General features: G+C 50.1%; 24 protein-coding genes. 10 read left to right on the plus strand and 14 right to left on the minus strand.

What is annotated here, in order from left to right; translation table 11 throughout:
* Positions 1–12 precede the first annotated feature (12 nt).
* Together ACN0T0_RS07115 and ACN0T0_RS07120 are read right to left on the minus strand one after the other, a co-directional pair.
* A complete protein-coding gene (locus ACN0T0_RS07115; protein ID WP_417224574.1) occupies positions 13–1134 on the minus strand; it encodes a 2-aminoethylphosphonate--pyruvate transaminase in 1122 nt (373 codons plus the stop codon).
* A gap of 118 nt (positions 1135–1252) precedes the next feature.
* On the minus strand, positions 1253–1954 hold the full coding sequence (locus ACN0T0_RS07120; RefSeq protein WP_417224576.1) for a UTRA domain-containing protein: 702 nt from the start codon (positions 1952–1954) through the stop codon (positions 1253–1255).
* 352 nt (positions 1955–2306) lie between these two features.
* Between ACN0T0_RS07120 and ACN0T0_RS07125 the strand changes: the two genes are divergently transcribed.
* From ACN0T0_RS07125 to ACN0T0_RS07160, 8 genes are all read left to right on the plus strand, one after another.
* Positions 2307–3212 carry a MotA/TolQ/ExbB proton channel family protein gene (locus ACN0T0_RS07125; protein ID WP_417224578.1) on the plus strand — a complete coding sequence of 302 codons (906 nt, stop codon included), beginning with the start codon at positions 2307–2309 and terminating at the stop codon, positions 3210–3212.
* Positions 3202–3600, plus strand: a complete 399-nt coding sequence (locus ACN0T0_RS07130) for an ExbD/TolR family protein (RefSeq protein ID WP_417224580.1) — start codon at positions 3202–3204, stop codon at positions 3598–3600. The genes ACN0T0_RS07125 and ACN0T0_RS07130 overlap by 11 nt, the downstream gene beginning before the upstream one ends.
* Complete coding sequence (locus ACN0T0_RS07135) at positions 3597–4001, plus strand: ExbD/TolR family protein (RefSeq protein WP_417224581.1); 405 nt, start codon at positions 3597–3599, stop codon at positions 3999–4001. Before ACN0T0_RS07130 ends, ACN0T0_RS07135 begins: the two co-directional genes overlap by 4 nt.
* A complete protein-coding gene (locus ACN0T0_RS07140; protein WP_417224583.1) occupies positions 4001–4843 on the plus strand; it encodes a TonB family protein in 843 nt (280 codons plus the stop codon). The genes ACN0T0_RS07135 and ACN0T0_RS07140 overlap by 1 nt, the downstream gene beginning before the upstream one ends.
* A 9-nt stretch (positions 4844–4852) precedes the next feature.
* Positions 4853–7231, plus strand: coding sequence for a TonB-dependent receptor (locus tag ACN0T0_RS07145; RefSeq protein WP_417224585.1), 2379 nt, complete (start codon positions 4853–4855; stop codon positions 7229–7231).
* A gap of 74 nt (positions 7232–7305) precedes the next feature.
* Positions 7306–8433: an alpha-hydroxy acid oxidase gene (locus ACN0T0_RS07150; protein ID WP_417224587.1), complete on the plus strand. Its 1128-nt coding sequence runs from the start codon at positions 7306–7308 to the stop codon at positions 8431–8433.
* Position 8434: 1 nt separating this feature from the next.
* Positions 8435–9121, plus strand: a complete 687-nt coding sequence (locus ACN0T0_RS07155; protein WP_417224589.1) for a Fe2+-dependent dioxygenase — start codon at positions 8435–8437, stop codon at positions 9119–9121.
* A 28-nt stretch (positions 9122–9149) separates the two neighbouring features.
* Positions 9150–10151 (plus strand): extracellular solute-binding protein, encoded by a 1002-nt coding sequence (locus ACN0T0_RS07160; RefSeq protein ID WP_417224591.1) that lies wholly within the window; start codon positions 9150–9152, stop codon positions 10149–10151.
* A 26-nt stretch (positions 10152–10177) separates the two neighbouring features.
* Here ACN0T0_RS07160 and ACN0T0_RS07165 read toward each other — a convergent pair whose 3' ends face one another.
* The 7 genes from ACN0T0_RS07165 to ACN0T0_RS07195 are packed head-to-tail and all read right to left on the minus strand — an operon-like array spanning position 10178 to position 18810.
* Positions 10178–12586: a DNA polymerase II gene (locus ACN0T0_RS07165; RefSeq protein ID WP_417224592.1), complete on the minus strand. Its 2409-nt coding sequence runs from the start codon at positions 12584–12586 to the stop codon at positions 10178–10180.
* Positions 12579–13580, minus strand: coding sequence for a diphosphomevalonate decarboxylase (gene mvaD / locus ACN0T0_RS07170; RefSeq protein WP_417224594.1), 1002 nt, complete (start codon positions 13578–13580; stop codon positions 12579–12581). Before mvaD ends, ACN0T0_RS07165 begins: the two co-directional genes overlap by 8 nt.
* Positions 13573–14556: a mevalonate kinase gene (locus ACN0T0_RS07175; RefSeq protein WP_417224596.1), complete on the minus strand. Its 984-nt coding sequence runs from the start codon at positions 14554–14556 to the stop codon at positions 13573–13575. Before ACN0T0_RS07175 ends, mvaD begins: the two co-directional genes overlap by 8 nt.
* Positions 14546–15547, minus strand: coding sequence for a mevalonate kinase (locus tag ACN0T0_RS07180; protein ID WP_417224598.1), 1002 nt, complete (start codon positions 15545–15547; stop codon positions 14546–14548). The genes ACN0T0_RS07175 and ACN0T0_RS07180 overlap by 11 nt, the downstream gene beginning before the upstream one ends.
* Positions 15548–15559: 12 nt before the next feature.
* Complete coding sequence (locus ACN0T0_RS07185; RefSeq protein ID WP_417224600.1) at positions 15560–16726, minus strand: hydroxymethylglutaryl-CoA synthase; 1167 nt, start codon at positions 16724–16726, stop codon at positions 15560–15562.
* Positions 16727–16741: 15 nt separating this feature from the next.
* The gene (gene fni / locus ACN0T0_RS07190) at positions 16742–17773 is read right to left on the minus strand and encodes a type 2 isopentenyl-diphosphate Delta-isomerase (protein ID WP_417224602.1); all 1032 of its coding nucleotides are present in this window, start codon (positions 17771–17773) and stop codon (positions 16742–16744) included.
* The gene (locus ACN0T0_RS07195; protein WP_417224603.1) at positions 17773–18810 is read right to left on the minus strand and encodes a hydroxymethylglutaryl-CoA reductase; all 1038 of its coding nucleotides are present in this window, start codon (positions 18808–18810) and stop codon (positions 17773–17775) included. Before ACN0T0_RS07195 ends, fni begins: the two co-directional genes overlap by 1 nt.
* A gap of 259 nt (positions 18811–19069) precedes the next feature.
* Here ACN0T0_RS07195 and ACN0T0_RS07200 point away from each other — a divergent pair, with 259 nt between their 5' ends.
* Positions 19070–19432 carry a hypothetical protein gene (locus ACN0T0_RS07200; protein WP_417224605.1) on the plus strand — a complete coding sequence of 121 codons (363 nt, stop codon included), beginning with the start codon at positions 19070–19072 and terminating at the stop codon, positions 19430–19432.
* A gap of 154 nt (positions 19433–19586) precedes the next feature.
* Here ACN0T0_RS07200 and ACN0T0_RS07205 read toward each other — a convergent pair whose 3' ends face one another.
* The 3 genes from ACN0T0_RS07205 to ACN0T0_RS07215 all read right to left on the minus strand — a co-directional run bounded on the left by ACN0T0_RS07205 (position 19587) and on the right by ACN0T0_RS07215 (position 23520).
* The gene (locus ACN0T0_RS07205) at positions 19587–21176 is read right to left on the minus strand and encodes a tetratricopeptide repeat protein (protein WP_417224607.1); all 1590 of its coding nucleotides are present in this window, start codon (positions 21174–21176) and stop codon (positions 19587–19589) included.
* A gap of 122 nt (positions 21177–21298) precedes the next feature.
* Complete coding sequence (locus tag ACN0T0_RS07210) at positions 21299–22525, minus strand: argininosuccinate synthase (RefSeq protein ID WP_417224609.1); 1227 nt, start codon at positions 22523–22525, stop codon at positions 21299–21301.
* A gap of 146 nt (positions 22526–22671) precedes the next feature.
* Complete coding sequence (locus tag ACN0T0_RS07215; RefSeq protein ID WP_417224610.1) at positions 22672–23520, minus strand: flagellar protein MotY; 849 nt, start codon at positions 23518–23520, stop codon at positions 22672–22674.
* Between the two features lie 232 nt (positions 23521–23752).
* Between ACN0T0_RS07215 and rnt the strand changes: the two genes are divergently transcribed.
* On the plus strand, positions 23753–24373 hold the full coding sequence (gene rnt, locus ACN0T0_RS07220) for a ribonuclease T (protein WP_417224984.1): 621 nt from the start codon (positions 23753–23755) through the stop codon (positions 24371–24373).
* A gap of 107 nt (positions 24374–24480) precedes the next feature.
* Here rnt and ACN0T0_RS07225 read toward each other — a convergent pair whose 3' ends face one another.
* On the minus strand, positions 24481–25083 hold the full coding sequence (locus ACN0T0_RS07225; RefSeq protein WP_417224612.1) for a peroxiredoxin: 603 nt from the start codon (positions 25081–25083) through the stop codon (positions 24481–24483).
* A gap of 206 nt (positions 25084–25289) precedes the next feature.
* Complete coding sequence (grxD, locus tag ACN0T0_RS07230) at positions 25290–25625, minus strand: Grx4 family monothiol glutaredoxin (RefSeq protein WP_417224614.1); 336 nt, start codon at positions 25623–25625, stop codon at positions 25290–25292.
* Positions 25626–25816 lie beyond the last annotated feature (191 nt).

Below are 25816 nucleotides of genomic sequence, written 5' to 3' on the forward strand. Positions count from 1 at the left end.
GTTAGGTTATTACTAAGGTTGCACTTGCACACTTTTTAATTCATCCATCACGTCTCTAACCGCCTCTAAAAGGCCGTCAATTTCAGCGTCATACAACTGCCCAATACAGCCCAGCCGAAAACTCTCCACGACCGTCAGTTTGCCCGGATAAATAATATAATTGCGGGCTTTAAGGCGATCGTAAAAACCTTGAAAACTAAAGTAATGATCGGTAGGTGATAAAAAGGTCACGATGATCGGCGACTGCCATTCATCGCTTAGCAATGTTGTAAAGCCAAGTTGCCTCATCCCTTCCACCAGCCGTTGTTGATTACGGCGATAGCGGGTAAAACGCCCTGCGACACCGCCCTCGGCTGCATGTTCACGTAGAGCCTGTATAAATGCGGCCACCACATGGGTAGGTGGAGTAAAACGCCACTGCTCTGTGGCGTTCATATAACGCCATTGATCCAAGAGATCTAAACTCAGAGAGTGCGCATTGCCCGCTGATGCTTCTAGTGCCGTGCGCCGAAGCAGAGCAAAACTAAATCCTGGCACTCCTTCAAAACATTTATTAGCAGAAGAGATAAGCGCATCAAAGCGTAAGTCTGTAGCGTGAATATCGATAGCACCAAAAGCGCTCATCGAATCGATAATCAAACGTCGATCATGTTGCTCGACGATAGCCGCAATCTCAGCCACTGGATTTAAAATCCCAGAACTGGTTTCGCAGTGCACCATCAATACATGACTAATACCGCTATCCTGCTGCAATATGGCCGAAACTTCGTCTGCCCGCGGCGGTGCGTAATCCCCTTTATCGAGCACAACATAAGCACGGCCTAAATAATCCAGTATCTGCGTCATTCGCCGACCATAAGCGCCGTTGATCAGCACTAATGCTTTACCCTGCTGTGGTATTAACGTTGCTAGCGTAGCTTCAACCGCAAAAGTGCCACTGCCTTGCAAGGGGACACAGACAAACTCCCCCGTATCACTAATACAGGCGACCAATTGTTCACATAATGAACGGGTCATCGCGCGAAAATCACTGTCCCAAGAGCCCCAATCACACAGCATCGCCTGCTTGACGGTCATACTGGTCGTGATTGGCCCTGGGGTCAGTAGAAAAGGGGGTATTGCTAGCTCAGCCATCTGATGTCTACCACTTAAAAAACGATAGAAGCATTATCTGGTATAGACCAGATTTTTACTATGAATTTTTAGTGACGTATCAATACAAAATGTTTGAGGTATTAGCAGCTGTTATGCGCTAAGCGACGTTAACCGTCACTTTGAGCGCATCATGAATCCAGTACTCCTGATCAAACTCGAGAAAACGACCCTGCTGATCATAGGTTAAGCGCTGTAGACAAAGCCCTGCGGTGCCTGGATTGACACCCAACGCCTCAGCAGCTATTCCGTCTAGCGCCTGTGGATAAAATTCAATTTGACGCTTAGAGGGTTGCAGGTCGTAGCGTTCTCTTAGTTGCTGCCAGAGCGATCGATCGGTGTCCTGTAAGAGTAAATCAGGACAGTATTGCGGGTTAATATAGTTGTGTTCCAGCAGCACCGAACGGCCATCGATAGAGCGGCGGCGCAGCAGATAACAGATATCGCTTTGCATAGCTAAACCTGCACGTTGAGCCAGCCATTCGGGCACCTCCTGCATGGTTTTACTCAACGTTTCCGTGGCTGGGGTATAACCCTGTCCTGCGACCATCTGATAAAAGCCAACATCCTTGGCTGGATCATAGTCGAGCCGTTGTGGCGTAACATACCAACCTCGCCGATTGGAACGATAAATTTTACCTTCGGCCTCCAACTGACCCAACGACTGTCTCAGAGTAACCCGGGTCGTTCTAAAACGTTGCGCCAGCTCCCGTTCGGCTGGTAAACGCGCTTGACTGCCTAGCCGCTCAAGCAGGATCCATTGCCAAAGCTGATCCTTCACTCGTAAATAAACCGGTTGCATCTGTGGTTGCCCACTGCCCTGCTGAGAATTTATCGAAGGTTTTTGCAAAGCTTATTACTCGTAAAATTAATTGAAAAAGTACCGCGTAATACGGCGCTTATTAGATCTTTAAATCGCTCATAGCCATTCATCTGAAACGCTATTATGACGGGCTACATAGCTCATCTAAAGTACCCTTAAAACGACTGTAATTGTACCAATAGCAGCGGTTATCTAAACCACACATTGCCGCCACCGTGACAGCAAGCTTTGTAATAAATTCAAATTTTTTTACAGAAACACCTTGAAAATCAAAACCCCACAACCTTATAATGCGAATCATTCTCACTACCATTAATATTTAGGTTCCGTTTTGAGCACACCTTCTGACAACCGTTCTATAGAGCCAACTACGCTCAGTCACTCTCTCCCAGCGTCTTCGACTGAGACAGTCCCTAGCCCAACCACAGCTTCAGAAGAGGGTCTCATCGCCGATGTAAATAACGACTTAAGCCTGCCGCTTAACAGCGTCTCAGGGGCTGAAAACGGTATCGACCTAAACGCAACAACGAGCATCAATGGCGAGAATATAGGCCACGACCTGCTCGGTGAGAATTTTGACCCGATTATCAATATGATCGAAATCGGCGGTCCGGTCGTATGGATTTTAATCGCCCTATCCGTGTTCTCGCTCAGTATTATTTTTCTCAAACTCTGGCAGTTTGCGGTTACCAAACCGGAAAGCACCCATGACATTGCCGAAAGCCTGAAAAAATGGCGTAGCCATGACCCCGCTGGTGCGGTCAAAGCGCTGCACCCCACCCGCCCTGTCGCCAATATTATTCGTTATGCCATGCAAGGTGTCGCAGAGCAACAAGATCAAGCACTGCTGCAAGAAGAGTTATCCCGACAAGCAAACCGCTTAGTTAACCAGCTTAGAGCCCTGCTTCGCCCGTTGGAAGTCATCGCCAGTCTAAGTCCGCTGCTCGGCTTAATGGGTACTGTGCTGGGCATGATCGTTGCTTTTCAACAGATGGAAGCGGCCGGTAACAGTGTTAACCCTTCCGTGCTGTCTGGCGGTATCTGGCAGGCATTATTGACGACCGCCGTCGGTCTAGCCGTCGCCATTCCTGTCGCCACAGCCCATAGTATTTTAGAACGCAAAGTTGAACGCGTTGCCATGCTAATCAATGACTCAGTTACCCAGGTGTTCACTTGCCCGCTATATCAGGCTAAAGCGGCCCCATTATCGTTGCAGGAGCATCAGCGTGCTGCTTGAGGTCACTCCCCGTACATCACAGTCAATCAGCCTGACACCGCTGATCGATGTGGTCTTTATTCTACTGCTATTTTTTATGCTGTCCTCAACCTTCAGCAAAACCCGGCAGTTAGAACTTGAAGCATCGGCACCCGGTACCCAAAGCAGCGAAAACCGCAGTCATAACCTACGTCTACTGCCCGAACAAAAGGCCGAGCTAGACGGGACGGTTTACGCTATTGATGCTGCATCGTTTACCGAGCAACTGCGCACTATGGCCGACAACCAAGCGTCTGTGACGCTGGCGGCGGTATCGAGCGTTAAAGTACAGGACACCATCCACCTGATCGATATGCTTCGTTCAATGGGAATTTTACAGCTGGATCTAAGCCCGTCGGTAAGCCAATGAAGATTGTTACCATACACAACCGTTCATCACAGCGGAATAATCTCGATAACAGCATGATCCCTGCTATCAATATCGTTTTCCTGCTACTGATCTTTTTCATGCTAGCAGGGCATATTGAAGCCCAGGATGCACAGTTGAAGATTCCAGCATCAAACAGTGAGAGTGAACTAAAGATGTCAGAACTGGAGATCAAAATCTCGGCCTCTGGCAGCTTCACTCTGAATGGCCAACCTAGCCATCAAGACCTAAAAGCCGCGCTGCGCAGCCTGACGCTGACACCGGAGACCGTGGTGATCTGCCATATTCACCGAGATCTACCATCATCCGCGTTAGACCCGGTGCTTCAGGTTGTACAACAGTTTGGCATTAAGTCGCTGTTAATCGCGACGGAGCAGAGCTGATGATCACCACTCGAAAAGTGACCCTCAGTATTGTCGCCGCGATCACCGTACACCTAGCAGCCTTGATGATCTGGATGAAACCGATTAATACCGAAGGAGCAATCGCTGAAGGCCAAGATGGTTTGCAAGTCAGTGTTGGCTTAGCCGGTAGCTTTATGGAAACCCCGAATCAACCGAAAAAAGATAGCGAAGAAACACCGCTAGAAGAACCCCAAGCAGAACCTGAGGTTAAACCCGAGTCTGAAACAGAACCGGAGCCTCAACCTGAAAAGCAACCCGAAAAGGAGCAACAACAACCAAAAAGCGAAGTGCAACCCGTGCCGCTGCCGAAACCAAAACCAGTGCAGCCCACAACCGAGCCGAAGCCTGTGCCAAAAGCAGAGCCGACGCCTGATAAACAACAAAAAACGAAACCTGAGACGGCTGCGCCCCGTTCTGAAACAACCCCTGAGTCAGAACAGAAACCAGTCCCCTCGCACGCACAGACAAGAGCAACAGGTGTGGGTGAACGTGTAGAAACTGGTGGCAACCCTGCCGCCCGGCAGAGTTATCTTGCCCGGGTTATGGCCAGAATCGCACGTTTTAAACGCTACCCCCGCAGCGCCCGAAAAGACGGTGTCACCGGAGTAGTTGTCGTGAAATTCGTTATCAGGAAGAACGGAAAAGTAGAATCGTCCGAAGTCATCAACAGTTCAGGTGATCCGCGTCTCGATCAGGAAGCCGTTGAGATGCTTGTTCGCGCAAGCCCCTTCGCTTCGATTCCTGATGAGCTAACCAGCAGTCATCTTGAGCTAACGCTTCCTGTGGAATTTTCACTCAATCCAACCCGCAAATTGTTTTAAGGAACACAGATGAACAACGTCACTATGAAGAACATGGCGATAGCGAACGACGCTATTGTTAACACGCCCACGCAGTCGATACGCAAGCATAGAACCTCTGGTTTTGCGCCGAGTACACTGGCACTGGCTATTTCGGGCGCCCTCATGGCAAACGTAGCAACCGCAGATGACAACAGTATTGCGTTGGATAAACTCAAGATTGAAGAATCCGTCACTCCCGATACTAACCCTTATGCAGTTCCTGGCGCACCTTATCTGGCAGAGCGAGTCTCAGATCCACGTAGAACCCGTTCGCTAGCTGAGACACCACAAACAATTACGGTGCTGACCGCCGCTGAAATCGCTGATTCTGGACGCAGCGATCTACGTGACATCCTTGATGGACAACCGGGTATTACCCTAGGCACCGGCGAAAACGGCAACGCCTTTGGTGACCGTTATATCATCCGTGGGCACGAAGCACGCAGCGATATTTTCATCGATGGTTTACGTGACCCAGGCATGACCGTGCGGGAAAGCTTTGCCGTTGAACAGGTCGAAATCAGTAAAGGTCCAAGTTCCTCTTTTGCCGGCAGAGGCACCACCGGTGGCGCCGTGAACTCCGCCACTAAACGCGCTAGCACCGAGTACGATTTTACCAAGGTCTCTGCGGGTATCGGTACCGATAACTATCACCGGGTAACCCTCGATACCAACCAAGTGATCAACTACGACACGGCTTTCCGGGCTAATATCCTGCATGCAGAAGAAGATGTGCCCGATCGCGACCCTGCCGACCGTGAACGTATCGGTGCAGCGTTGTCACTGTCTCATCAAGCAACTGATAAGCTGGAAATAACTGCCGATTACTATCACTTTGAAGGCACCGATAGCCCGGATCTGGGCACCTATATCGACCGTTCTACCGGCAAGGTTGTCAAAGATGTTCCATCCTATGTACAGGATGAAGACTTTCTTGAATCAACCGTTGACACCTTTACCGTGCGTATGGGTTATGAGATCAATCCAAAAACACGCTTGGTTAACTTGACCCGTTATGGCACCACAGATAACGGTTATGTAACCACCGGCGCCAGCGCCACCACCGCATACCCAACCGATGCCGATGCCACCAACGGCACCAACGGTTACTCCTCCGTGAGCTTAAACAATCACCAAGGTTGGCAAGAAGTAGAATACTTCGCTAACCAATTAAACCTGATCACCACTCAAGAGATCGGCGGCCTCGATCATGAATTGGTCATCGGTGCAGAATACAGTAACCAAAGTGTTCTCAACGGGGTGTATAACACTAGCTCAACCGGTGCGACCAACTGTTCCACCAGTGGCCGTGGCGGTGTCGGCGGTGCCTACTGCCTGACTGATGCTAGCGGTGGCAGTGTAGGTGACATTAATAATCTGATGCAACGGGATATCAGTAAGGGTAATCAAGATTCCGATTGGAATGTTGAAACTATCTCCCTGTCATTGATGGACACCGTCGACCTAACCGATAAATGGACCGTGTTCGGTGGTATTCGTCATGATTACTATGACTACAGCAACATCGCTAACTTTGATGCAGGCGATGGTAACGGCCGAGTCCCTTACGAGTTCAAATACGATGGCGGCTATTGGAATGGTCACGTCGGTGCCAGCTATGATATTAACCCTCGCGCTAATATCTACGCCAGCTTCTCCACTGCGACCAACCTGAACGGCGGTGAGTCTGATGTTGGCACTAGCTGTGGTTATGGCGGTATCTGTGTCGATTCTAGTGATCCGCGTTTGGGTGATCCAGAACGTACAGAAAGCTGGGAACTCGGTACCAAGTGGCGTCTGCAGGATGACAAGTTATTAGCAACCGCGGCAGTGTTCCGCATCACTAAACATGATGTGATGGAACAACCAACCGGCGATTCGTATAGCACCGAAGGAAGCTTGAATACCGGTAAAAACCGCGTTGAAGGTATTGAATTAGGGCTGGCGGGTAACTTAACTGACCGCTTAAGTGTGCAAGCAGGTCTTGCCATCATGAATGCTGAGGTATTGGATTCAATCACAGCGTCTAACGAAGGTAAAACCTTGGCTAACTTCGCCGACAAATCGGCGTCATTGCAACTGCGATATCAAGCCACGTCTGCCTTCGCCTTCGGCGGTACCGCCACCTATGAAAGCGCTCGCTATGTCGGACAGCCTGATACTGCTGCCAATGAAGACTTGGGTGTGCCTGAATACACCGTCTTCGATGCCTTTGCGACTTATCAAGCCAATCGTGATCTGAAGTTCCGTCTTAATGTCGGTAATGTGTTCAACAAAGATTACTACCTCGCCGCCTATCGCTCAGGCTCATTTGTCTACATCGGCGACAAGCGTAATGCTCAACTGACCATGGAGTACAGTTTCTAAAGTAGCCTCGACGGTCATCCGTTACAGGGCAGCCACGGCTGCCCTGACTTACTTTAAAAACCTATCAACCCACCATGAATGATATCAAAAAGCCTCTTCCTCCCTTGGATTATATTCCGGCCGATATTGCCTGCGCCTACGACTATGAACAGCTGGCCCAAGCCTTTATTCCAGCCGATATTCTGGCTTATATTGCCGGTGGCAGTGGTCATGATATAACCCAACGCAATAACCAAACGGCCTTTCAAGACTGGGCCATAGTCCCAAGGCTACTCGCCGATTTAACTAACGCCAACACTGAGGCGCAACTGTTTGGCCAACATTTCAAGCACCCGGTGTTTCTAGCTCCGGTTGCTTACCAATCACTGGTGCATCCTCAGGGCGAACGGGAAACCGCCTCTGCCGCAGAGGCGACTGACAGCTGTATGATCACCAGTACCCTAGCGTCTGTAACACTCGAGCAAATTGTGGCCCGCGCTAAACCACCCCGCTGGTTTCAACTCTACTTTCAATCTCGCCCAGAGGATACTCACGCCCTGATTAACCGCGCCCTCGCCGCTGGCTATGAAGCCATTGTGGTCACCCTCGATGCCGCCATTCAAGCCCCCAGTATCCGCGCAATTCGCGCTGGTTTTAAACTGCCTGGCAACATCTCAGCAGCGAACCTTGCCCATCAACGCCCAGACGAGCCACTGCAACAGCGCCCCGGTGATAGCCCTATCTTTGCCCGTTACCGGCAACAGGCACCCGCGCTACAGCATCTCGCAGAATTGATCAAAGCCAGCCCAGTCCCCGTAATCATTAAGGGCGTTATGCATCCCGACGATGCTCTACAACTAAAAGCCCTTGGCGCCGCAGGTATTATTGTGTCCAATCATGGCGGACGCACTCTCGATGGCGCTCCCGCCAGTCTATCCGTCTTAGCTGCCATTCGATGCGCTGTTGGTGATGGCTTCCCGCTACTCTTCGACAGCGGCATCCGCTCGGGTAGCGATATCTTCAAAGCGATCGCTCTCGGTGCCGACGCAGTACTGATCGGGCGGCTACAAATGTATAGCCTCAGCGTCGCCGGTGCATTAGGCGTTGCCCATATGATCAAACTGCTACGTGAAGAACTGGAACTCTGTATGGCCATGACCGGCTGCGCATCACTCGCGGCAATCAGAGCAACACAACTGCAGACTACGTTATCAGGACATTAATATGCTCATTACGCTTGAAAAAATATTAACCCGCGATGAAGTCCAACAGTTTCGCCAGCACCTAGACAATGCCCCTTGGCAAGATGGTCTGAACACTGCAGGTTCGATTGCCCGCCATGTAAAACGCAATCAGCAACTGGATGACACCCAAGAACCAGCGATCAGCCTCGGTAACCATATTCTCAGAAGCCTGTCCCGTCATCCGGCCTTTATTTCCGCGGCCCTGCCGGATCGCATCTACCCGCCTAAGTTTAACCGTTACAGTGAACGCGAAACCTATGGCGCACATGTTGACGGCGCACTGATGCAAATACCCGGTACAAACCTGACCCTCAGAACAGATCTCTCGGCCACGCTATTTCTCGCCGATCCCGATGAATATGATGGTGGCGAACTCAGTATCGAAACCCAATATGGCACTCAAACCGTCAAGTTAGCCGCCGGTGATATGGTGCTCTATCCCTCCACCAGCCTGCACTCGGTCTCACCAGTGACACGCGGCGCCCGGGTGGCATCTTTTTTCTGGATACAAAGCATGGTCAAAGATATCCAGCAGCGAGAGATGCTGTTTGAGCTGGATAATTCAGTGCAAAAACTCACTACTGAACTGGGCGCCGCGCACCCTGAGGTCGTCAATCTAAGCGGCATCTACCACAATTTGATACGCCAGTGGGCCACGCCTTCTTAATCTTCTTCGTTTATAGGTAAGACATATTATGAAATATTTATCGCGTACCTTAACCCTATTATTGGCGACCAGCCTGTGTGGACCATTGCAGGCCGCGCCAGAATTACTGGTGTATTCGACTAAAAATGCCAGTTATCTCACTCCGCTACTTGATCGTTATTCCGCCGAAACCGGCACTCCAGTGGGCTACCTAGTGGAACCTGCCAGCGCGCTAATCGCCCGCTTAGAAGCGGAAGGCGAGCAGAGTAAAGCCGATCTATTATTAACCACCGGAGCTGCCTCCTTGTGGTTGGCAACACAAAAAGGACTCACTGCTGCCGTCGATTCATCCACCTTAACCAACAATGTGCCCGAGCATCTTCGTGCCCCGGACAATTACTGGTTCGGTTTTTCAAAACGCACTCAGACACTGATATATAACAGCACCACGCTGGATAAAAGCGAACTCAAAGGTTTCACTGATCTCGCCGACCCTAAATGGGATGGCAGCCTCTGCCTGCGTACCTCACAACAACCTTACACTCAAGCGTTGGTCGCCATGATGATCAATCGCGATGGCGAACAGAAAACCCTCGCAACCCTGCAAGGCTGGGTTAATAATCTAGCGGTTCGTCCATTCGCCGAGGATGCGCAAATGTTCCCAGCGCTGGAACAAAACCTCTGTGAGGTCAGCATCGTCAACAGTTATTACTTTGCCCGTTATAAACATGACCACCCCGACACCCCATTGAAACTCTTCTGGGCCGATCAGGACAGCAGTGGGGTACATGTTGATATCACCGGAGCGGCGGTTACGGCCCATGCTCCGAATAAAGCCGGTGCCACAGACCTATTGGAGTGGCTAACACTAAAAGAGACCCAAGCACAGTATGCAAAACTGAGCCTCGAATACCCGGTTAACAAGAAGGTCTATCCTGCCCGACAGATCGGACGACGGGGACAATTTATTGAAGACCAACACAATGTCGCCGCCAGCGGTCAGTTTAGGGAGCAAGCGGTGGTGCTGTTAAAGCAAGCCGGCTATCGCTAAAACCTAATGCTTTAACTATGCCTCGATTAAAACAGATCGATCTGCGGAGCGTGGAGTGCTTCGAAGCTATCATCTAAGAACATCAAAATACTATCGGCCACCGGTGCTAGCTGCCGGTCAAGATAGTGCTGATAGTCAATTGGGGAGCGGGCAAACAGCAACGGTTCTGGACCGTTAACGGTTATTAAATATTCGATAAACATCCCGGCAGAGAATGTCCGGGTTTTGCCCTCACGAACAAATTGCTGTCGCGCTTTCAACGCCGCCTGCACATGGGGTGGGCGGTTTTTACTGTATTCATCTAACGGTCGACGTAAGCGTTTCCGATAGACCAGTTCAGCATCTAACTGCCCGGCCTTCATCTGCGCCACGATCTGTTTTAGATAATCCACGTAGGACGCATCACTGAAAACCAACCGATAGAGTTCCCGCTGCACCCGACGAGCCAGTGGTGTCCAATCGGAACGTACCGATTCCAGCCCTTTGAATATCAGCTCTTCATGCCCATCGGCAAAATGACGAATACCCGCGTAACGTTTTTTAGTACCTTTTTCTGAGTGACGCATAGTCGGCATCAAAAAACGGCGGTAGTGAGTTTCATATTCCAGTTCGAGGTGACAAGGCAAACCGAAACGCTGTTGTATCTCTTCCTGCCACCATTGATTAAGAAACTGCTCTAACTTGCGCCCCTCTGCTGGCGCATCCGCTTGGGGGAACTCGTCGCCGAGCCAAACAAACACCGAATCGGTATCCCCATAGATCACCTGATAGCCAAACTCTGCTTCAATCTTTGCTTTGGTACGGGTAAGAATTTCGTGTCCCCGCAAGGTAATTGAACCCGCCAAGCGCTGATCGAAAAAGCGACACACATCCGAGCCCAGCACACCATAAAAACTATTCATAATAATTTTAATGGCTTGGGATAACGGTGCATTCTGCTCCGCTTTAGCGCTGTCCCTTGCTTGCCACAGTCGCTCGATAATATCCGGTAGAATAGCGCCTTGGCGGGTGAAAATAGCATGGTTAAAGCCCGGCACTAGATCATCCTCAGGACATTCACTGCCGGTGCCTTCCGCTAGCGCATAAGGGTCGACCATAAAGGTACGGATAATACTGGGATATAGACTTTTAAAATCGAGCACCAGCACCTGATGATATAGCCCAGGGCGGGACTCCATCACATAGCCACCTGGCGCACCCATCTGTGACTCACCGGAGGCATACACCGGAGCAACATACCCCTGACGGTGCAACCGCGGCAGATATTGGTTATCAAACGAAGCGGCCGAGCCTCCGACCTTATCCAACGGCAAACCCGTCAAACGACTCCGTTCAACTAAATAATGCAGTAGCTGTGCATGTTCGAAGATATCCCACACCAGCTTACAGTCTTCGAGGTTATATTCCGCCAGCTTGCGAGGGTCTTCACGATAAACCTGCTGAATCTCCTCACCACGGTTCATGCCTTCATCCATCTGCTGTCCTAACAGCTTGCCCCGGTCGAGCATCTGATTAGAGACATATTCCAGCGAGAAGCTTTCAAACTGATAAGTGGCTCCTTTAAGGGTATCGATACCGTCCAACACTACCCGGCCCGCCATACGGCAAAACCATTTACCGTTAGCCGATTGAATCACCTGTATCCGGCTGCTATCACGGCCTAAATTGAGTGGCACCTGCAGGCGGCGAGCACGCTCTTGCAGTACCCGAAAATCAAAACCGACCACATTCCAGCCAATAAAAATATCCGGATCACAACATTCGACTTCACGTACGAACGCCTGCAACAGTGCCCGCTCATCGTTTACATACTCTAGCCAAGGTTCATTCGGTCCATCACCGACAATCAGCACTTTAGCCATCTGGGCGCTGTACAGGCCAATCGAAAAGATGCGATCCGCCCGCATCGTGGTCTCAATGTCCACCGACAACATGGTTAACTGAGGCTCACAGGTTGTCGGCTGTAACTGTGCCGAATGCTCACTGAAACGCACCCGAGCGCTGTCCTGAATAAATCGCTCCATCAAAAACCGATCCACCGGACGAATATCCTCTTCAATCATCGGAATCGCGTAGGTTTGCAGCAGGTCGATAAGCTGGCGATACGTAGCTAATGATTGGCTGTACAGACCATAGACGGGACGTTGTTGGAGATCCTTCAGCGGCAGTGACTGCAAGCGCCAACCCGCGAGGCTTGCCGATGATGTCTTTAGCGGCGTTGCCAGCAGGGATTCTATCCGAGGGATATCCTCTTCCAGCACAAAAAACACCGCCTCTTGCGCCGTTACCGTCACCGGAAAAGCGCCGCCAGCGGCTTTCAGCCAAAATTGAAAACAGATACCATCGGCGCGGTCAAACTGCTGTCGCGTCAGCAGAAAGCCGCTGCCTTCAGTTGACGGGATCACCGATGGGTGAGTATGGCGGGAATCAGCCAAAGGGAGCGATGACATCCAGGTCGGGAAAATACTGTTTTACCGCCGCTTCACTATCCGCCGTAAACAACAGTTTAATATTTGGCCCCGCATCCATGGTGAAATAAACCTCAACCCCTGCAGCTCGGGCCTGCCAGATAGTTTGCATCGCCGCGACAGAGTCCGGCTGCCAATACAATAACGGCGGCCAAGCTGCAATCATTGTGGCATGCATAGACAGGGCGTTCTGTTCGGCGGTTTCACCTAACAGGGTAAAGTTGTTATCAGCAATCGCCTGATGCAAACGCTCAAGGTCAGCAGCCGCCTGCAATGGCCAGCTTTGATACAGGTGCGCGGTGGCTACGGTGCGGTTCATTCCCGAGCGAGAATCCACGGCTTTCTCCGCAATATTGACCTTCACCAAACCGATTCGCAAACTATCCCAACGGTTAGCTAATGGCAAGGCAATACTGTCCATACCATCTTCTTGAACCCCCATCTGCCACTCAACGAAACCCTGATAGAGCGAACGACTCGCGCTACCACTGCCCATACGAGCAAAGGCCGACAATAATGCCGGTTCGAGCTGCAACCCATAAAAACCATCAATCGCCAGCATCAAGGCCGCAAAGCCGGATGCAGAAGACGCCAATCCGGCGGCAGTGGGAATATTATTTTGCGTATCGACCTTAACCGGTAAGCCATTAGGGCCTCGAAACAGCTCGATAAAGGCGATTACCTTACGGGCAAACTTATCATCCGCAGCCACTCGTTGACCATTGAGCCAAACCTGATCTTCATCGCTAACCGAGATAGCGGTATTACTGCCTAAATGTGCCAATGAGATCGACAGACTACTGTTAATCGGCAGATTCAGCTCGACATCACGCTTGCCCCAATATTTACACAGGGCAATATTGCTCGGCGCAAAAACGGCATCGATATGGTCAGCGACCGGAGCCACCACGGTGGGCAGATAGTTCGCAATGACACTTTGTTTTGTTATCGGCTCAGACATACTCAACGGTTACCCCCTTCGCCGACACGGCCACTGGTATCTGTTCATAATACTGTTCATCCGCCCCTTCATACGAGCGCTTATAAGAGAGCGGCAGCTGCGCCGGATGCCCCAACGCCAAGACACAATCCCCCAACCCAGAGCCGGAAATTTTAGCTCCTAGCACATCGGGAGAGCTGCGCAGCGAATAGATAATCTCGGCCAAATAGGCATCATTTACACCCAAGGCATCCATCAGCCCCTGATAAATATTCATCAGCCGACCGAGTTGCGGCCAATCAGCGCTATCCACCGCCTGCTCAGCCTGCTCGGTGGTCTGGCCCATTAACTGGTACAAACTGGCATACAGTTCTGGCGATTGCGCGGCAAAGCCTTCTACCCGTTTGAGGACATCCGGAGTTTTCATTTTATAGCCCACATAGAACAAGCTGATCGCCGGAATGCCCTGCAAGCGATGTACCTGTGGTACAGCGCCGGCTCGTGCCACGGTGTATCCCACCACGCCGCCATATACCGCCGCCACTAAATCGGTGCCCGAACCACGACCATCCTGTACCTGATGCACCACCGCCAAAGCTTCCTCAAACAAGCTTTGAGGATCATAATCGCGATCTGCTCCGCTGATCAACGCCTGCAATGCAGCCACCGCCGCCGCCGTCACTGCCGCAGACGAACCTAAACCAACGGTATGGGAAAACTCAGAACGAATCCGCAGGTCAAACCCCTGAGTTAACCGTGGTAACTGACGTTCGATAGCGGTCAAAACAAAGCTTAATGCGGGCTCTGCAGTTAAAGCGTCGAGGCTGCCACGGTATTGCGCCAATGCCGAATCAATATTCACCAAGCGATCGGTTCGCGTCGTTAGCGTAACACTTATCCGTTTATCGACCGCACAGGCCAATGCTCGATGGCCAAACAATACCGCATGCTCACCCATCAACATCAGGCTGCCGGGGGCTGTCACCTTAATTTTCAAGTCGGGCTCCCTCTCTATCTTCTTCAATCGCCATATAACGAAACCCTGCTGACTGACAGGCGGCGTCCACATCGATACCCGGTAAATAAGCAATCAAAGCGCCGCCGAAATCACCGGCCACCGCCCCTGCCCCGCTCACTTTCGCCGCACCACCTAAACGTTCCAGATGGCTAATAAAGTGCTGTACTGGTGCCGGCACCACTCCAATCTGGCACAGCAACCGATGGTTTTGTTGAATCAAGGGACGAGGATCATCGCCTGCGACTATAGCCTCGCGAAGCTGCTCAGTGAGTGTGGCAAAGCGCTGCCAAATAGGTGCATCAGCAAATCGCCCGCGCACATAATCAACACACTCACCGGTGCCCACCGCCGGCACGCCGGTATGAATATAATACCAACCGCTAGCTAACTGCACCGGTAACTGTGTCACTGCGCCCTCAGCAACCTTGACCATCCCACCATAGCTGACGGTGGCCGCATCAATCAAACCACCGCGTCCATGACACAGGCGCTCACAATAACGAACTCGCTGAAACAGTGCGGCAGTATCAAGGGAAGTAGAAAACAGTTCTTGTGCCAAACAGGTGACCGCCGCACTCAATGCCGCTGAGGACCCCATGCCCGAGCCTAAAGGTAGTTCAGAACGAATTTCGAGGGTTAAACCGGTATCGGGGTCGTTATCAGGTAAGCACTGACACAGGGCATATAAGGCCAGTTGCTGTGGTGCTTCAAGGATATTACCTGCGCCTAACTCGCCCTGTTCAAACTGAGCGAAACGCTGGTTTAGATTATCATTTAAAAAACGTAACTCAGACCAGCTCATCTGCGCCTGCCAACCGGCTTCGGGTAGATGGAGTGTTAAGTCGTTAGTTGAGGTAAAGGTGCTGTGACAGCGGATATAACGATTCACCGCGAGGGCGATAGCCGGTGCCCCATATACGGCTGAATGTTCTCCACTGAGAATCAGCTTACCGGGGGCACAAGCCTTCATCAAAGACGTTCCTTAGCAGGCGATATATTCACGCTTGTGGTGGGAAATGCCAACCAAACGAAAACGCCCGGTGGTGCCTTCCGCCTTAGAATGAACGCCGCCATCAACCGGGTCGGTGTCATTATAGAGTGCTAGATATTCGTCGTAGGAAACTTCGCTCCGGGCATCCAACATCGCCCGATGTTTATCCACATGCAGGCACTTTTCATAGCCCGCCACGACTTTTCCAGAGAAAAATTCAGCGACTGAACCGGAACCATAACTGAAAAAACCGATCCGCTTACCGGACAAGTTATCCTTACAGTTTTCTAACAGTGAAGCCAAACCAATATACATCGACGCTGTATAGCTGTTGCCGATAATACGGTTGTAGCGCAACGTATCCTCTACTTGAAGGTCCAGCATTTCGGGGGTTAACACGCTCTGATTCACCCGCGCCAGATGCTTATGGGCTTTTTGCGCCATTCGGGTAAAAGGCAGGTGATAACAGAAATGTTGAAAATCCGTGAACGCTAGGGAGCTAACTTCGCGGAAGTGCTCCCACGCATGCTTCAAGGATTGCAGATAGATTTTGGTCGAGTACTTACCATCCACCAAGGCGGTAGAACGGTAATTGGGGCGCCAGAAGTCCATCACATCTTCGGTGTGATTTCCCACTTCAGGATCTAATTCGACCAAGCGAGGATTCGCCGCAATCAGCATCGCTACCGCACCACAGCCCTGAGTCGCTTCACCGGGCGTACCGAGATCGTAACGGGCCACATCTGAAGCGATTACCAAAACTTTCTGTTGCGGTTGACGGGCCACCAGCGCACAGGCCATTTGAATAGCCGCCGTAGCGCTATAACAAGCCTGTTTCAATTCGACCACACGGCACTTAGACGTCAAGCCGAGCAAGCGGTGCACATAAACACCGGCAGACTTAGATTGGTCTATCCCCGTTTCAGTGGCGAACATCACCGTACTGATAGCATCAGTGCCAACCCGCTCAATCAGAGGCAGGGCCGCATTTGCCGCCATCGTCACGATATCTTCGTCTGGGGCAGGCATTCCCATCTTTTCCTGCCCGATACCCTGATAATATTTTCCAACCTCGATCTCTTGGACCATGGCCAAGTTTTTCAGATCCAGAAAATAGTTGGAAGTGTAAAAGCTGATTTCATCAATACCGACGGACATACGTACTTAAAATCCTCAACGCTCGCCCAGAATGAGAGCCCGATTCATAAATAAACTATTTACATCCGGCATGCCCAGCAAAAACATCGCTGTAGTAAATTCACGCCGGCGTTGCTCTATTACCCTGACCACTGAATCGGCGGATTCCATTGCCGGTTTCAGGAACGGTGCGGCCATGCCGCAGAGCGAGGCGCCGAGTATAACAGATTTAACCATATCAATCCCATCCCTGAGACCGCCGCTGGCAATGAAAGCCGCACTATTTTGATACGGTTGAGCTAATTTTAGTGCTTGAGGCGTCGGAATGCCCCAATCCTGGAAGCAGATGCCCAGATCATCGCCGCTCCTTTCACTGCGGTGATGTTCGATGCGACTCCACGAGGTGCCGCCGCAACCGGCAATATCAAACCACTTAATTCCCGCCGCAATACCCGCTTCAATATCCGGCGGTGACAAGCCTGCGCCGACCTCTTTCAGCAGCACCGGTTGCTTCAACTGCGCCGCTAAGGAGGCGATCTTCGCCTGTAAACCGACAAAATTGGTATCGCCTTCCGGCTGGACCGCTTCCTGCAGTGGGTTCAGATGAAGATACAGGCCATCGGCACCAAGCACATCTGCCGCTTGCTGACATTGTTCCAGCGAGAAACCGTAGTTCAACTGCACCGCACCAATATTGCCCAATAACACTGTGTTTGGTGCATAGGCCCGTAGATCAAAACTGTCTCGCGCCGAAGGCTGCGTAAACATCACCCGCTGAGAACCCACTGCCAATGCCACGCCGGTCCGCTCTGCCGCTTCCGCCAGATTACGGTTAATAGTTTTGATTAACGCGTGATCACCACCGGTCATCGACGAAATCAGCAGCGGGAAGCTGAGTTTTTTACCGAGAAACTCGACCGAGGTATCAATCTGCTCCAACGCTCTGTCGGGCAACGCCCGATGACAGAGTTGAATCTGATCAAAGAAACGACCATCACGATCGGTTAACGGATCTTTTTCAATAGCACGGATATGTTCAATTTTTCGATCGTTGGTCTGATCAGACATCAGCGTTCCAATTTAAGATGAGATTCCATCAACTCGCCCGGATTGGTCTGCGCCGCCATCAAGGATAACTCGCCACACAACACCGTCGCCGCACAGATCGCTGCCAAACGGCGTGCATTCGCTGCCGGCTCTCGATCTTCTTTACACCCTAGGGCCGCTAAATTCTGTTCAACAAAATCGATCCCTTTACCATTACCGACGCTGCCAACAATCAGGTTAGGTAGGGTGCAGGAGAAATACAGATCGCCGTTGCGGACTTCCGCATGGACAATCCCCTGAGAGCCTTCAATAATATTGGCGGCATCCTGCCCTGTGGCAAGATAGAAAGCCAACAACATATTGGCATAGTGAGCATTAGCGCTGCGCAGGCCACCGGCCAACATGGTGCCGATCAGGTTTTTCTTAATATTGAGATCGACTATCTTTTCCGGGGTGGTTTTCAGGCGGCGTTCACACAGGTCTCGGGGGATCAGAATTTCACTGATCACATACTTGCCTCGCCCCAGAATACCGTTAACCGCGGTAGCTTTTTTATCTGAACAATAATTGGCCGAGATAGAGGAATAGCGCAGCTGAGGATACTCAGTCAAAATCCACGGGATCAGTTTATCCGCGGCATTGGTCACCATGTTGTGGCCCGAAGCATCGCCGGTGGTAAATTCAAGCCGCAGATAGATCAAGTTGGCTACAATCTGACTATTCATGTCGATCAGCTTGGCAAACCGACTTGAGGTCGCCACTATCTGATTCAAATCATCTTTGCGGGCTTTGATCGACTCCAGCGCTTTAAAGGCTTCAAACGCATCGTCGGCCTCCAAGAGAATGGAACGGCTCATCCGCTCATCGACTACCGTGGTTTTAATACCCTCTTCAGTCAATACGGAAACCCGAGCGCCGCGCCCTACCGATGGCCACAAAGGCGTTTCATAGGTCGCCAGTGGCACTGAAACTTTTTCATTCAGTATATGCCCACTGATTTTAATGGGCCCAACGGTGCGCATTGGAATCGGTGCTTGATGAATTTTATGGGATTTCATAATCTCTCGGCACAATAAAAAAGGGCTGCCGCGATCATAAAAACATGATCTGCATTGCAACCCTTTAGGAAGCTCGTTTAAGGAGTGGATTTTATATAGCCACTCCTCATTATGCAATCCAAGGGCCATCATCAAACCGTTAGCAAAGAAAATCAATTAGCGGCATTTGTACCCAAACTGCCCACCCACACTTGACCCATCCAAAGAATCGCCGCCATACTTAGCTTCATTCAAATTAAAATCTGCGGAAGTTTGGCTTATGTTGTATGCAATCAGAAATGAACAGGGACAGGTCACTTCATTGTCCGCACATCCGACTGAACACGCCACGGTCGCCGATATTTCAGATCCTGATGTTATTCGCTTTCTCTCCAGCAATAACAACATTGATAGTCCACAGGAAATTCTCGAGAAGTCGGATACCGAAGTCAGCCGGATCATTGAAGATCTCATCGATCTACTCATCTCGAAACAAACGATCCTGTTTACTGATCTACCCGAAGCGGCGCAGCAGAAGCTTCTCACCCGAAAACTGGCCCGTTCGGCGTATCAAAGCGACGACGATTCGGCATCAGAGATCGGCGGTTCAATTTTGACCGATGACGATTCCATCTTACTTTGAGTCATAGCTATAGCAAAAAGTGTGCAGACCACACTGGATATTCAAATAAGAATGCTTGAATAAGAAGCCCGTCAATCAAGGCTCGCCTCATCAATGGTGATTAAACGCGAAGCCGCGTAAAGGAATTAAAAAGAAGGCAGACTAACGAAGAGGATCAAATATTCTCTTCGGCGTCGCGCTTCCCTTCTGCCATTATTTTGACCATATCCGCGCACCGTTCGGACAAAGTAAGATAGCGCTTCTGCTGTCGCACACTCAAAGCACCATAGTTAATACTGTAGAGTGCATTATCACATTGCAGCAGTAGTTCATTACGCTCACCTCCCGGCACCTTAGCCTGTTCAAGGGCGGTCTGTACTAGATTTAAGGTTAGGCTAGGGTTGCCCGGTAAAATACTATCGGCACGGACAAAAAAGCCCAGCGCTTTACGGTAATTTTTACTGCGATATGCCAGCATCCCCTGAATATTCAACTTCCCCCACTCCAACGCCGCACTGTCACGGTTAACGCGCTGCTTGAACATCTGCGCATCACTCTCGACAGAGGTCCCCTCCATCCCTTCAAGAAACACTTCAATCCACTCAGCTTGCTCCGTTAGATCGAGTTCACAAAACAGATCGAAGGCATTCCGTGCAGCCCGATCGGCTCGCTCTGAGGCACCAGCCCGTCCATACACCTGCGCCACCATGAGGCGCGATTTAAACTGCACAATAGCGGCATCAGGAAACGCCTGGATAACATCTTCTAGGGTTCGAATAGCGTTTTCTTCGATCTCTCGATCAAAATTATCCCGCGCTAATAAGGCCGCCACTAAACTGAAATAATAATCCTCGGATTGAAAGCAGCTCTGCCGAGCATGCTTTATCGCTTGAGTGTAGGCGTCCACCGCCACATTCCATTCCTGATTCTGCGCCGCCAAGCCACCTAAGGAGCCCAGTAACTCTGGCACCGTTGGCTGTAACATAACCGCCTTTCGCAATAGACTGATCGCCTCACCTCGCTCACCCAGCGAACGGTAAGTCCGCGCCAACCAGGTATAAGCCTCTACACAGAAGTGTGATTCATCGATCACTTGCTGTAATACCTGACGAGCATTCAGATAGTCGCCCTGCTGACACAGCGCAGCGCCAAGGCCAACCCGCGCCCAAGGCTGATCCCGCTGCGATACAATCGATGAGAACAACTGCCCAGCTTTACTAAACAGTCTCTCCTGCAGCAGGATAATGCCGCGAAAGCGACTCACATAAAGACGCAATGCAGGATAACTTCTAATCAACTGAGCGCACATTTTTAACGCTTCCGGCAAACGCCCCTGATCAAGCAATTCATCCAACGGCCGAATAACCTGCTTTACCCGCATGATTTTTTCCAGCCGAAAACGCACCTTGGGCTCGGAATAGGGCTTGGAGATATAGGTATCAGGGGAGCTATCGAGTGAACCGAACAATAATTTAGAACGATCAGGATCAACCACGAGGGAAAAAATAGTCGAGAACTGGCGCACCCGCTCAGCAGTCGCTTCTTGAATTAACTGCAGTCCATTCTTATGCTCTTTGCCTAAATCAAAGACAACAAAACACAGGTCGTATGGCGTCTCGCGTAACAACACTAACGCCATATTGACCGATGAGGCCACCTGAATATCAGACACACCCATATTGGCCAAAATCATTTTGAGTTCAGCAAGGTCTTCAAGACGGTTATCAACAATCAGTACTTTTTTATCCGAGTAACTGATTTCCATAGGCTTTACATCAGAATAGAATTTATCAAAGTATCATATAAATCAGGCAACTATCAAAGTATGACAGCCATAAAAAAGCCCCGATATGGGTACATATCAGGGCTTTGTTAACTTAATCGCGTTTAGTCGTTCAGCAGATCGCGACCTTTACTAGCGGCAATGCGCATCCGCAATGCATTCAGCTTGATAAAGCCAGCCGCATCTTTCTGATCGTAAGAACCCGCATCATCTTCAAACGTAGCGATACTCTCGTCGAAAAGGCTATTCTCAGAACGACGACCCACAACGATAACATTACCCTTATAAAGCTTCAGGCGTACATCACCATTCACGTTACGCTGAGAGAAGTCAATCATCTGCTGCATCATCTTACGTTCTTCAGACCACCAGAAACCATTGTAGATAGTCTTAGCATAACGAGGCATCAACTCATCTTTCAGGTGCGTGACTTCACGATCTAAGGTGATGGATTCAATCGCCCGGTGTGCACGCAACATAATGGTGCCCCCCGGAGTCTCATAACAACCGCGAGACTTCATACCAACAAAGCGGTTCTCAACGATATCCAAACGACCAATGCCGTTTTCGCCACCCACCTTGTTCAGGTATTCCAGTACGGTTGCTGGGCTCATCTCTTTGCCGTCGATCGCAACAATATCACCCTTATCATAAGTCAGCTCAAGATAAGTCGCCTCATCCGGTGCTTCCTCAGGAGAGACAGACCAACGCCACATATCCGCTTCAGCTTCAGCCCATGGGTCTTCCAGAATGTCACCCTCATAAGAGATGTGCAGTAGGTTGGCATCCATAGAGTAAGGTGATTTCTTCTTATTAGTGGAGAAATCAACAGGGATATTATGTTCTTTACAGTAGTTCATCAGGGTTTCGCGGGACGTCAGATCCCACTCACGCCATGGCGCGATAACCTGAACACCAGGTTTCAGTGCATAAGCACCTAGCTCGAAACGTACCTGATCGTTACCTTTACCGGTCGCACCATGAGAGATGGCGTCGGCACCAGTTTCATTGGCGATCTCGATCAATCGCTTAGCGATCAACGGACGGGCGATGGAGGTACCCAGCAGGTATTCACCTTCGTAGATAGTGTTGGCACGGAACATCGGGAAAACAAAATCGCGCACAAACTCTTCACGCAGATCTTCGATATAGATCTCTTTCACACCCAGCGCTTCGGCTTTGGCACGAGCAGGCTCGACTTCTTCCCCCTGACCTAGGTCAGCGGTAAAGGTAACGACTTCACAGTTATAAGTATCTTGTAACCAACGAACGATTACAGAAGTATCAAGGCCGCCGGAATAGGCCAGCACAACCTTTTTGATATCGGACATAATAGAGAGGCTCCAACGCAAATCAGCCCGCCAAGAGCATCGTTGTCTTTAACGGGTACCTAAAAAAGGAAAGGGCGCAATTGTACCACGATTACGACAGAGTAACAGGGGCAGAAAATCATCTGCCTTCACGCCGCAGGTAATCATTAATTACGGTCTAAACGGATGGTCACGCGACGGCTACGATCCCGAGTTAGACGATCATTCTTCTGTGCTACCGGGTAACGCTCACCATGATAACGGGTCGTAATGCGATCAGGACTAACCCCCTTTTTCTCAAGATAGGTGGTCACCGCTTCGGCCCGTTTTTTTGAGAGATCTCGGTTTGCCAATCGCCGCCCCTGAGCATCAGAATGCCCATCAACAAAGACGGCTTTCACCGAATCATCATTATTCACATAGATCGCAATCAGATCGAGACGCGCTTTGGTTGAATCAGACAACTGCCACTGTGCCGAGGGGAATAGCACGGCAGTACGGGCTATCTGTCGATAATTAACCGGCAGTAGACCCGAAATACAATCAGTATAGGCTTCATAGGCAGGCGGGAAATTAGCCGCCGACAAACCAATACGTACTGACTCACCGGTATCCGCCCAGTTTTGGGCTAAAAAAGTTGGCATCCGGCCACGAAATAAACTACCTAGCATCTGCTGCGAATAGCCGGTCGGCACCGATATCGTGCCATTGCTCGCAAATGTCACCTCACCAATTTCACGGGGGGCAATCCCCGGCTGCCAAGGCGAAGCACCCTCAATAATCTGCACCTGCCCTTTCAGACCATGGCCCTGTAGCGGCTTAAGGGTAAAACGCACGGTTTCGCCCGCTTCTTGATTAAACTCACCATCACCAAACAGTGGGATTTTTTGCGATAAACGGCAGCTAAACTTAGATGCTTCGAGCTCCCATTTAGACTGTTCAATAGACGCAGAATAGCCCACCGCAAACCCCGGCAGAGAAAACATCAACAGAAGAGACAAAACAGCTACGCGCATAAACAACCGGAACCCAGAAAAATTAACAAGTTAGCTTGCCCCTTTTGTATCGGCAATAACTAAAAGAGCTTTAGAGTCTATCACTCCAACCCAGTTCCAACGAAGCACTACAGAGTTATTTGTGAAAACCAGAGCAAGTCTTTACACTAAGCCTAGCGAATTACCAATATAGGCTGTTGAAATCAGCCACTAAGGATATGCATTGAACAGAAGCGCTCAGTACCAGCACCCAATGTCGAATCGTTTCCGCGGCTACCTGCCTGTTGTTATCGATGTGGAAACTGCCGGATTTAATTCACAAACCGATGCTTTATTAGAGATTGCAGCCGTCACCCTCACGATGGATGATGATGGCAATATCATGATCGACCAGAGCTACGAATATAATGTTGAGCCATTTGAAGGTGCCAACTTAGAACAGTCTGCACTGGACTTTACTGGTATAGACCCGTTCAACCCGTTACGTGGCGCCATCACCGAAGCCGAAGCGATGGAGAAAATTTTCAAGCCGATTCGCAAATCGGTCAAATCCCATAACTGCAAGCGAGCTATTCTGGTCGGCCACAACGCCTCTTTCGATCACGGCTTTGTCACCGCCGCCGCCGAACGCTGTGATATCAAACGCAACCCGTTCCACCCGTTTTCAACCTTTGACACCGCGACCCTTGCGGGTCTGGCATTTGGTCACACCGTACTCGCTAAATCCTGTGAGCTGGCGGATATCGATTTTGATGGTAAGCAAGCTCATTCTGCGCTGTACGACACAATGAAAACAGCCGAGTTATTCTGCACAATCGTCAATCGCTGGAAAGACCTTGGCGGCTGGCAGATGGCCGAATCCCGCTTCGAATAACTACTGTATAAAACGGTTTTACCTGTCTTATACCGACAAATAAAACCGCCTCATAAAAAAACGCGCCCGAAGGCGCGTTTTTTTATTTTAGTACTGAGTGCTAACGATTATAGAGCGTCAGCATTTTCGCTCAGATATGCAGCAACACCTGCTGGTGATGCATCCATACCTTTGTCGCCTTCAGTCCAGCCTGCTGGGCAAACTTCGCCGTTTTTCTGGTGGAATGCCAAAGCATCAACCATACGCAGCATCTCATCAACGTTACGACCCAGTGGCAGATCGTTAACAACCTGGTGACGTACCAGACCATCTTCGTCGATCAGGAAAGAACCACGGAAAGCCATACCGCCTTCAGATTCAACATCGTAAGACTGACAGATGCTGTGAGTCATATCAGCAACCAGTGTGTACTTAACAGGACCGATACCACCCTGATCAACAGGGGTATTACGCCATGCGTTATGAGAGAAGTGAGAATCGATAGAAACACCAATTACTTCAACATTACGCTTAGTAAACTCTTCGATGCGGTGATCAAAAGCCAGCAGCTCAGACGGGCAAACAAATGTGAAATCCAGTGGGTAAAAGAAAACTACCGCTTTCTTACCTTTAATGGCTTCAGACAGCGTGAATGCATCAACAATGTCACCGTTACCCAGTACCGCTGCAGCGGTGAAATCCGGAGCTTGCTTACCTACTAATACGCCCATTTTATATCTCCATTGTTAAATAATGTGCAAAACAATTATGCAAACTAAAGATTTACATAACGTGAAAATTTTAAGTAGAACAGCTTAGTGCCTGTCGCATAAGAACACTAATAAAAGACAACTATGCTAACGATAAACTGTATCTATCAAACCCTCGTAAAATCAGGAACGGCATCAACGACGCCGCTTTCCATCATCAAACGGGCTTAACTTGCTGCTGCATCATCTTCAGAAGCAACAGAATCGATCAACTCTTTCAGCTCACCATTAGCCGCCATTTCAGCAATGATGTCACAACCGCCGATCAGCTCACCTTTAATCCACAGTTGTGGAAAGGTTGGCCAGTTGGCATATTTAGGCAGCTCGGCACGGATTTCAGGACTTTCCAGAATATTTACAAATGCAAAACGAGCACCACAAGACATGATCGCTTCAGACGCGCGGGAGGAAAATCCACACTGTGGAAAACGTGGAGTACCCTTCATGTATAAAAGGATATCGTTGGATTCAAGTTGCTCTTTAATCGTATCTACAACGCTCATAAACTTACCTATGCTTTAACTGGTCGCCAGATGTCTGGCATTAATCAATATTGGATGAAGAAATCCTAGCATAAACCCGATCAATTTACTCAGGTATAGCGCAAAAATAATCAACACAGTGCTCGCCGATATCATAAACGCTGATTAGAAAAACTGCATGCAAAACTATATGGGGTCGACTACATTCAATC

It is taken from the genome of Amphritea sp., from assembly GCF_048266285.1.
Lineage (GTDB): Bacteria > Pseudomonadota > Gammaproteobacteria > Pseudomonadales > Balneatricaceae > Amphritea.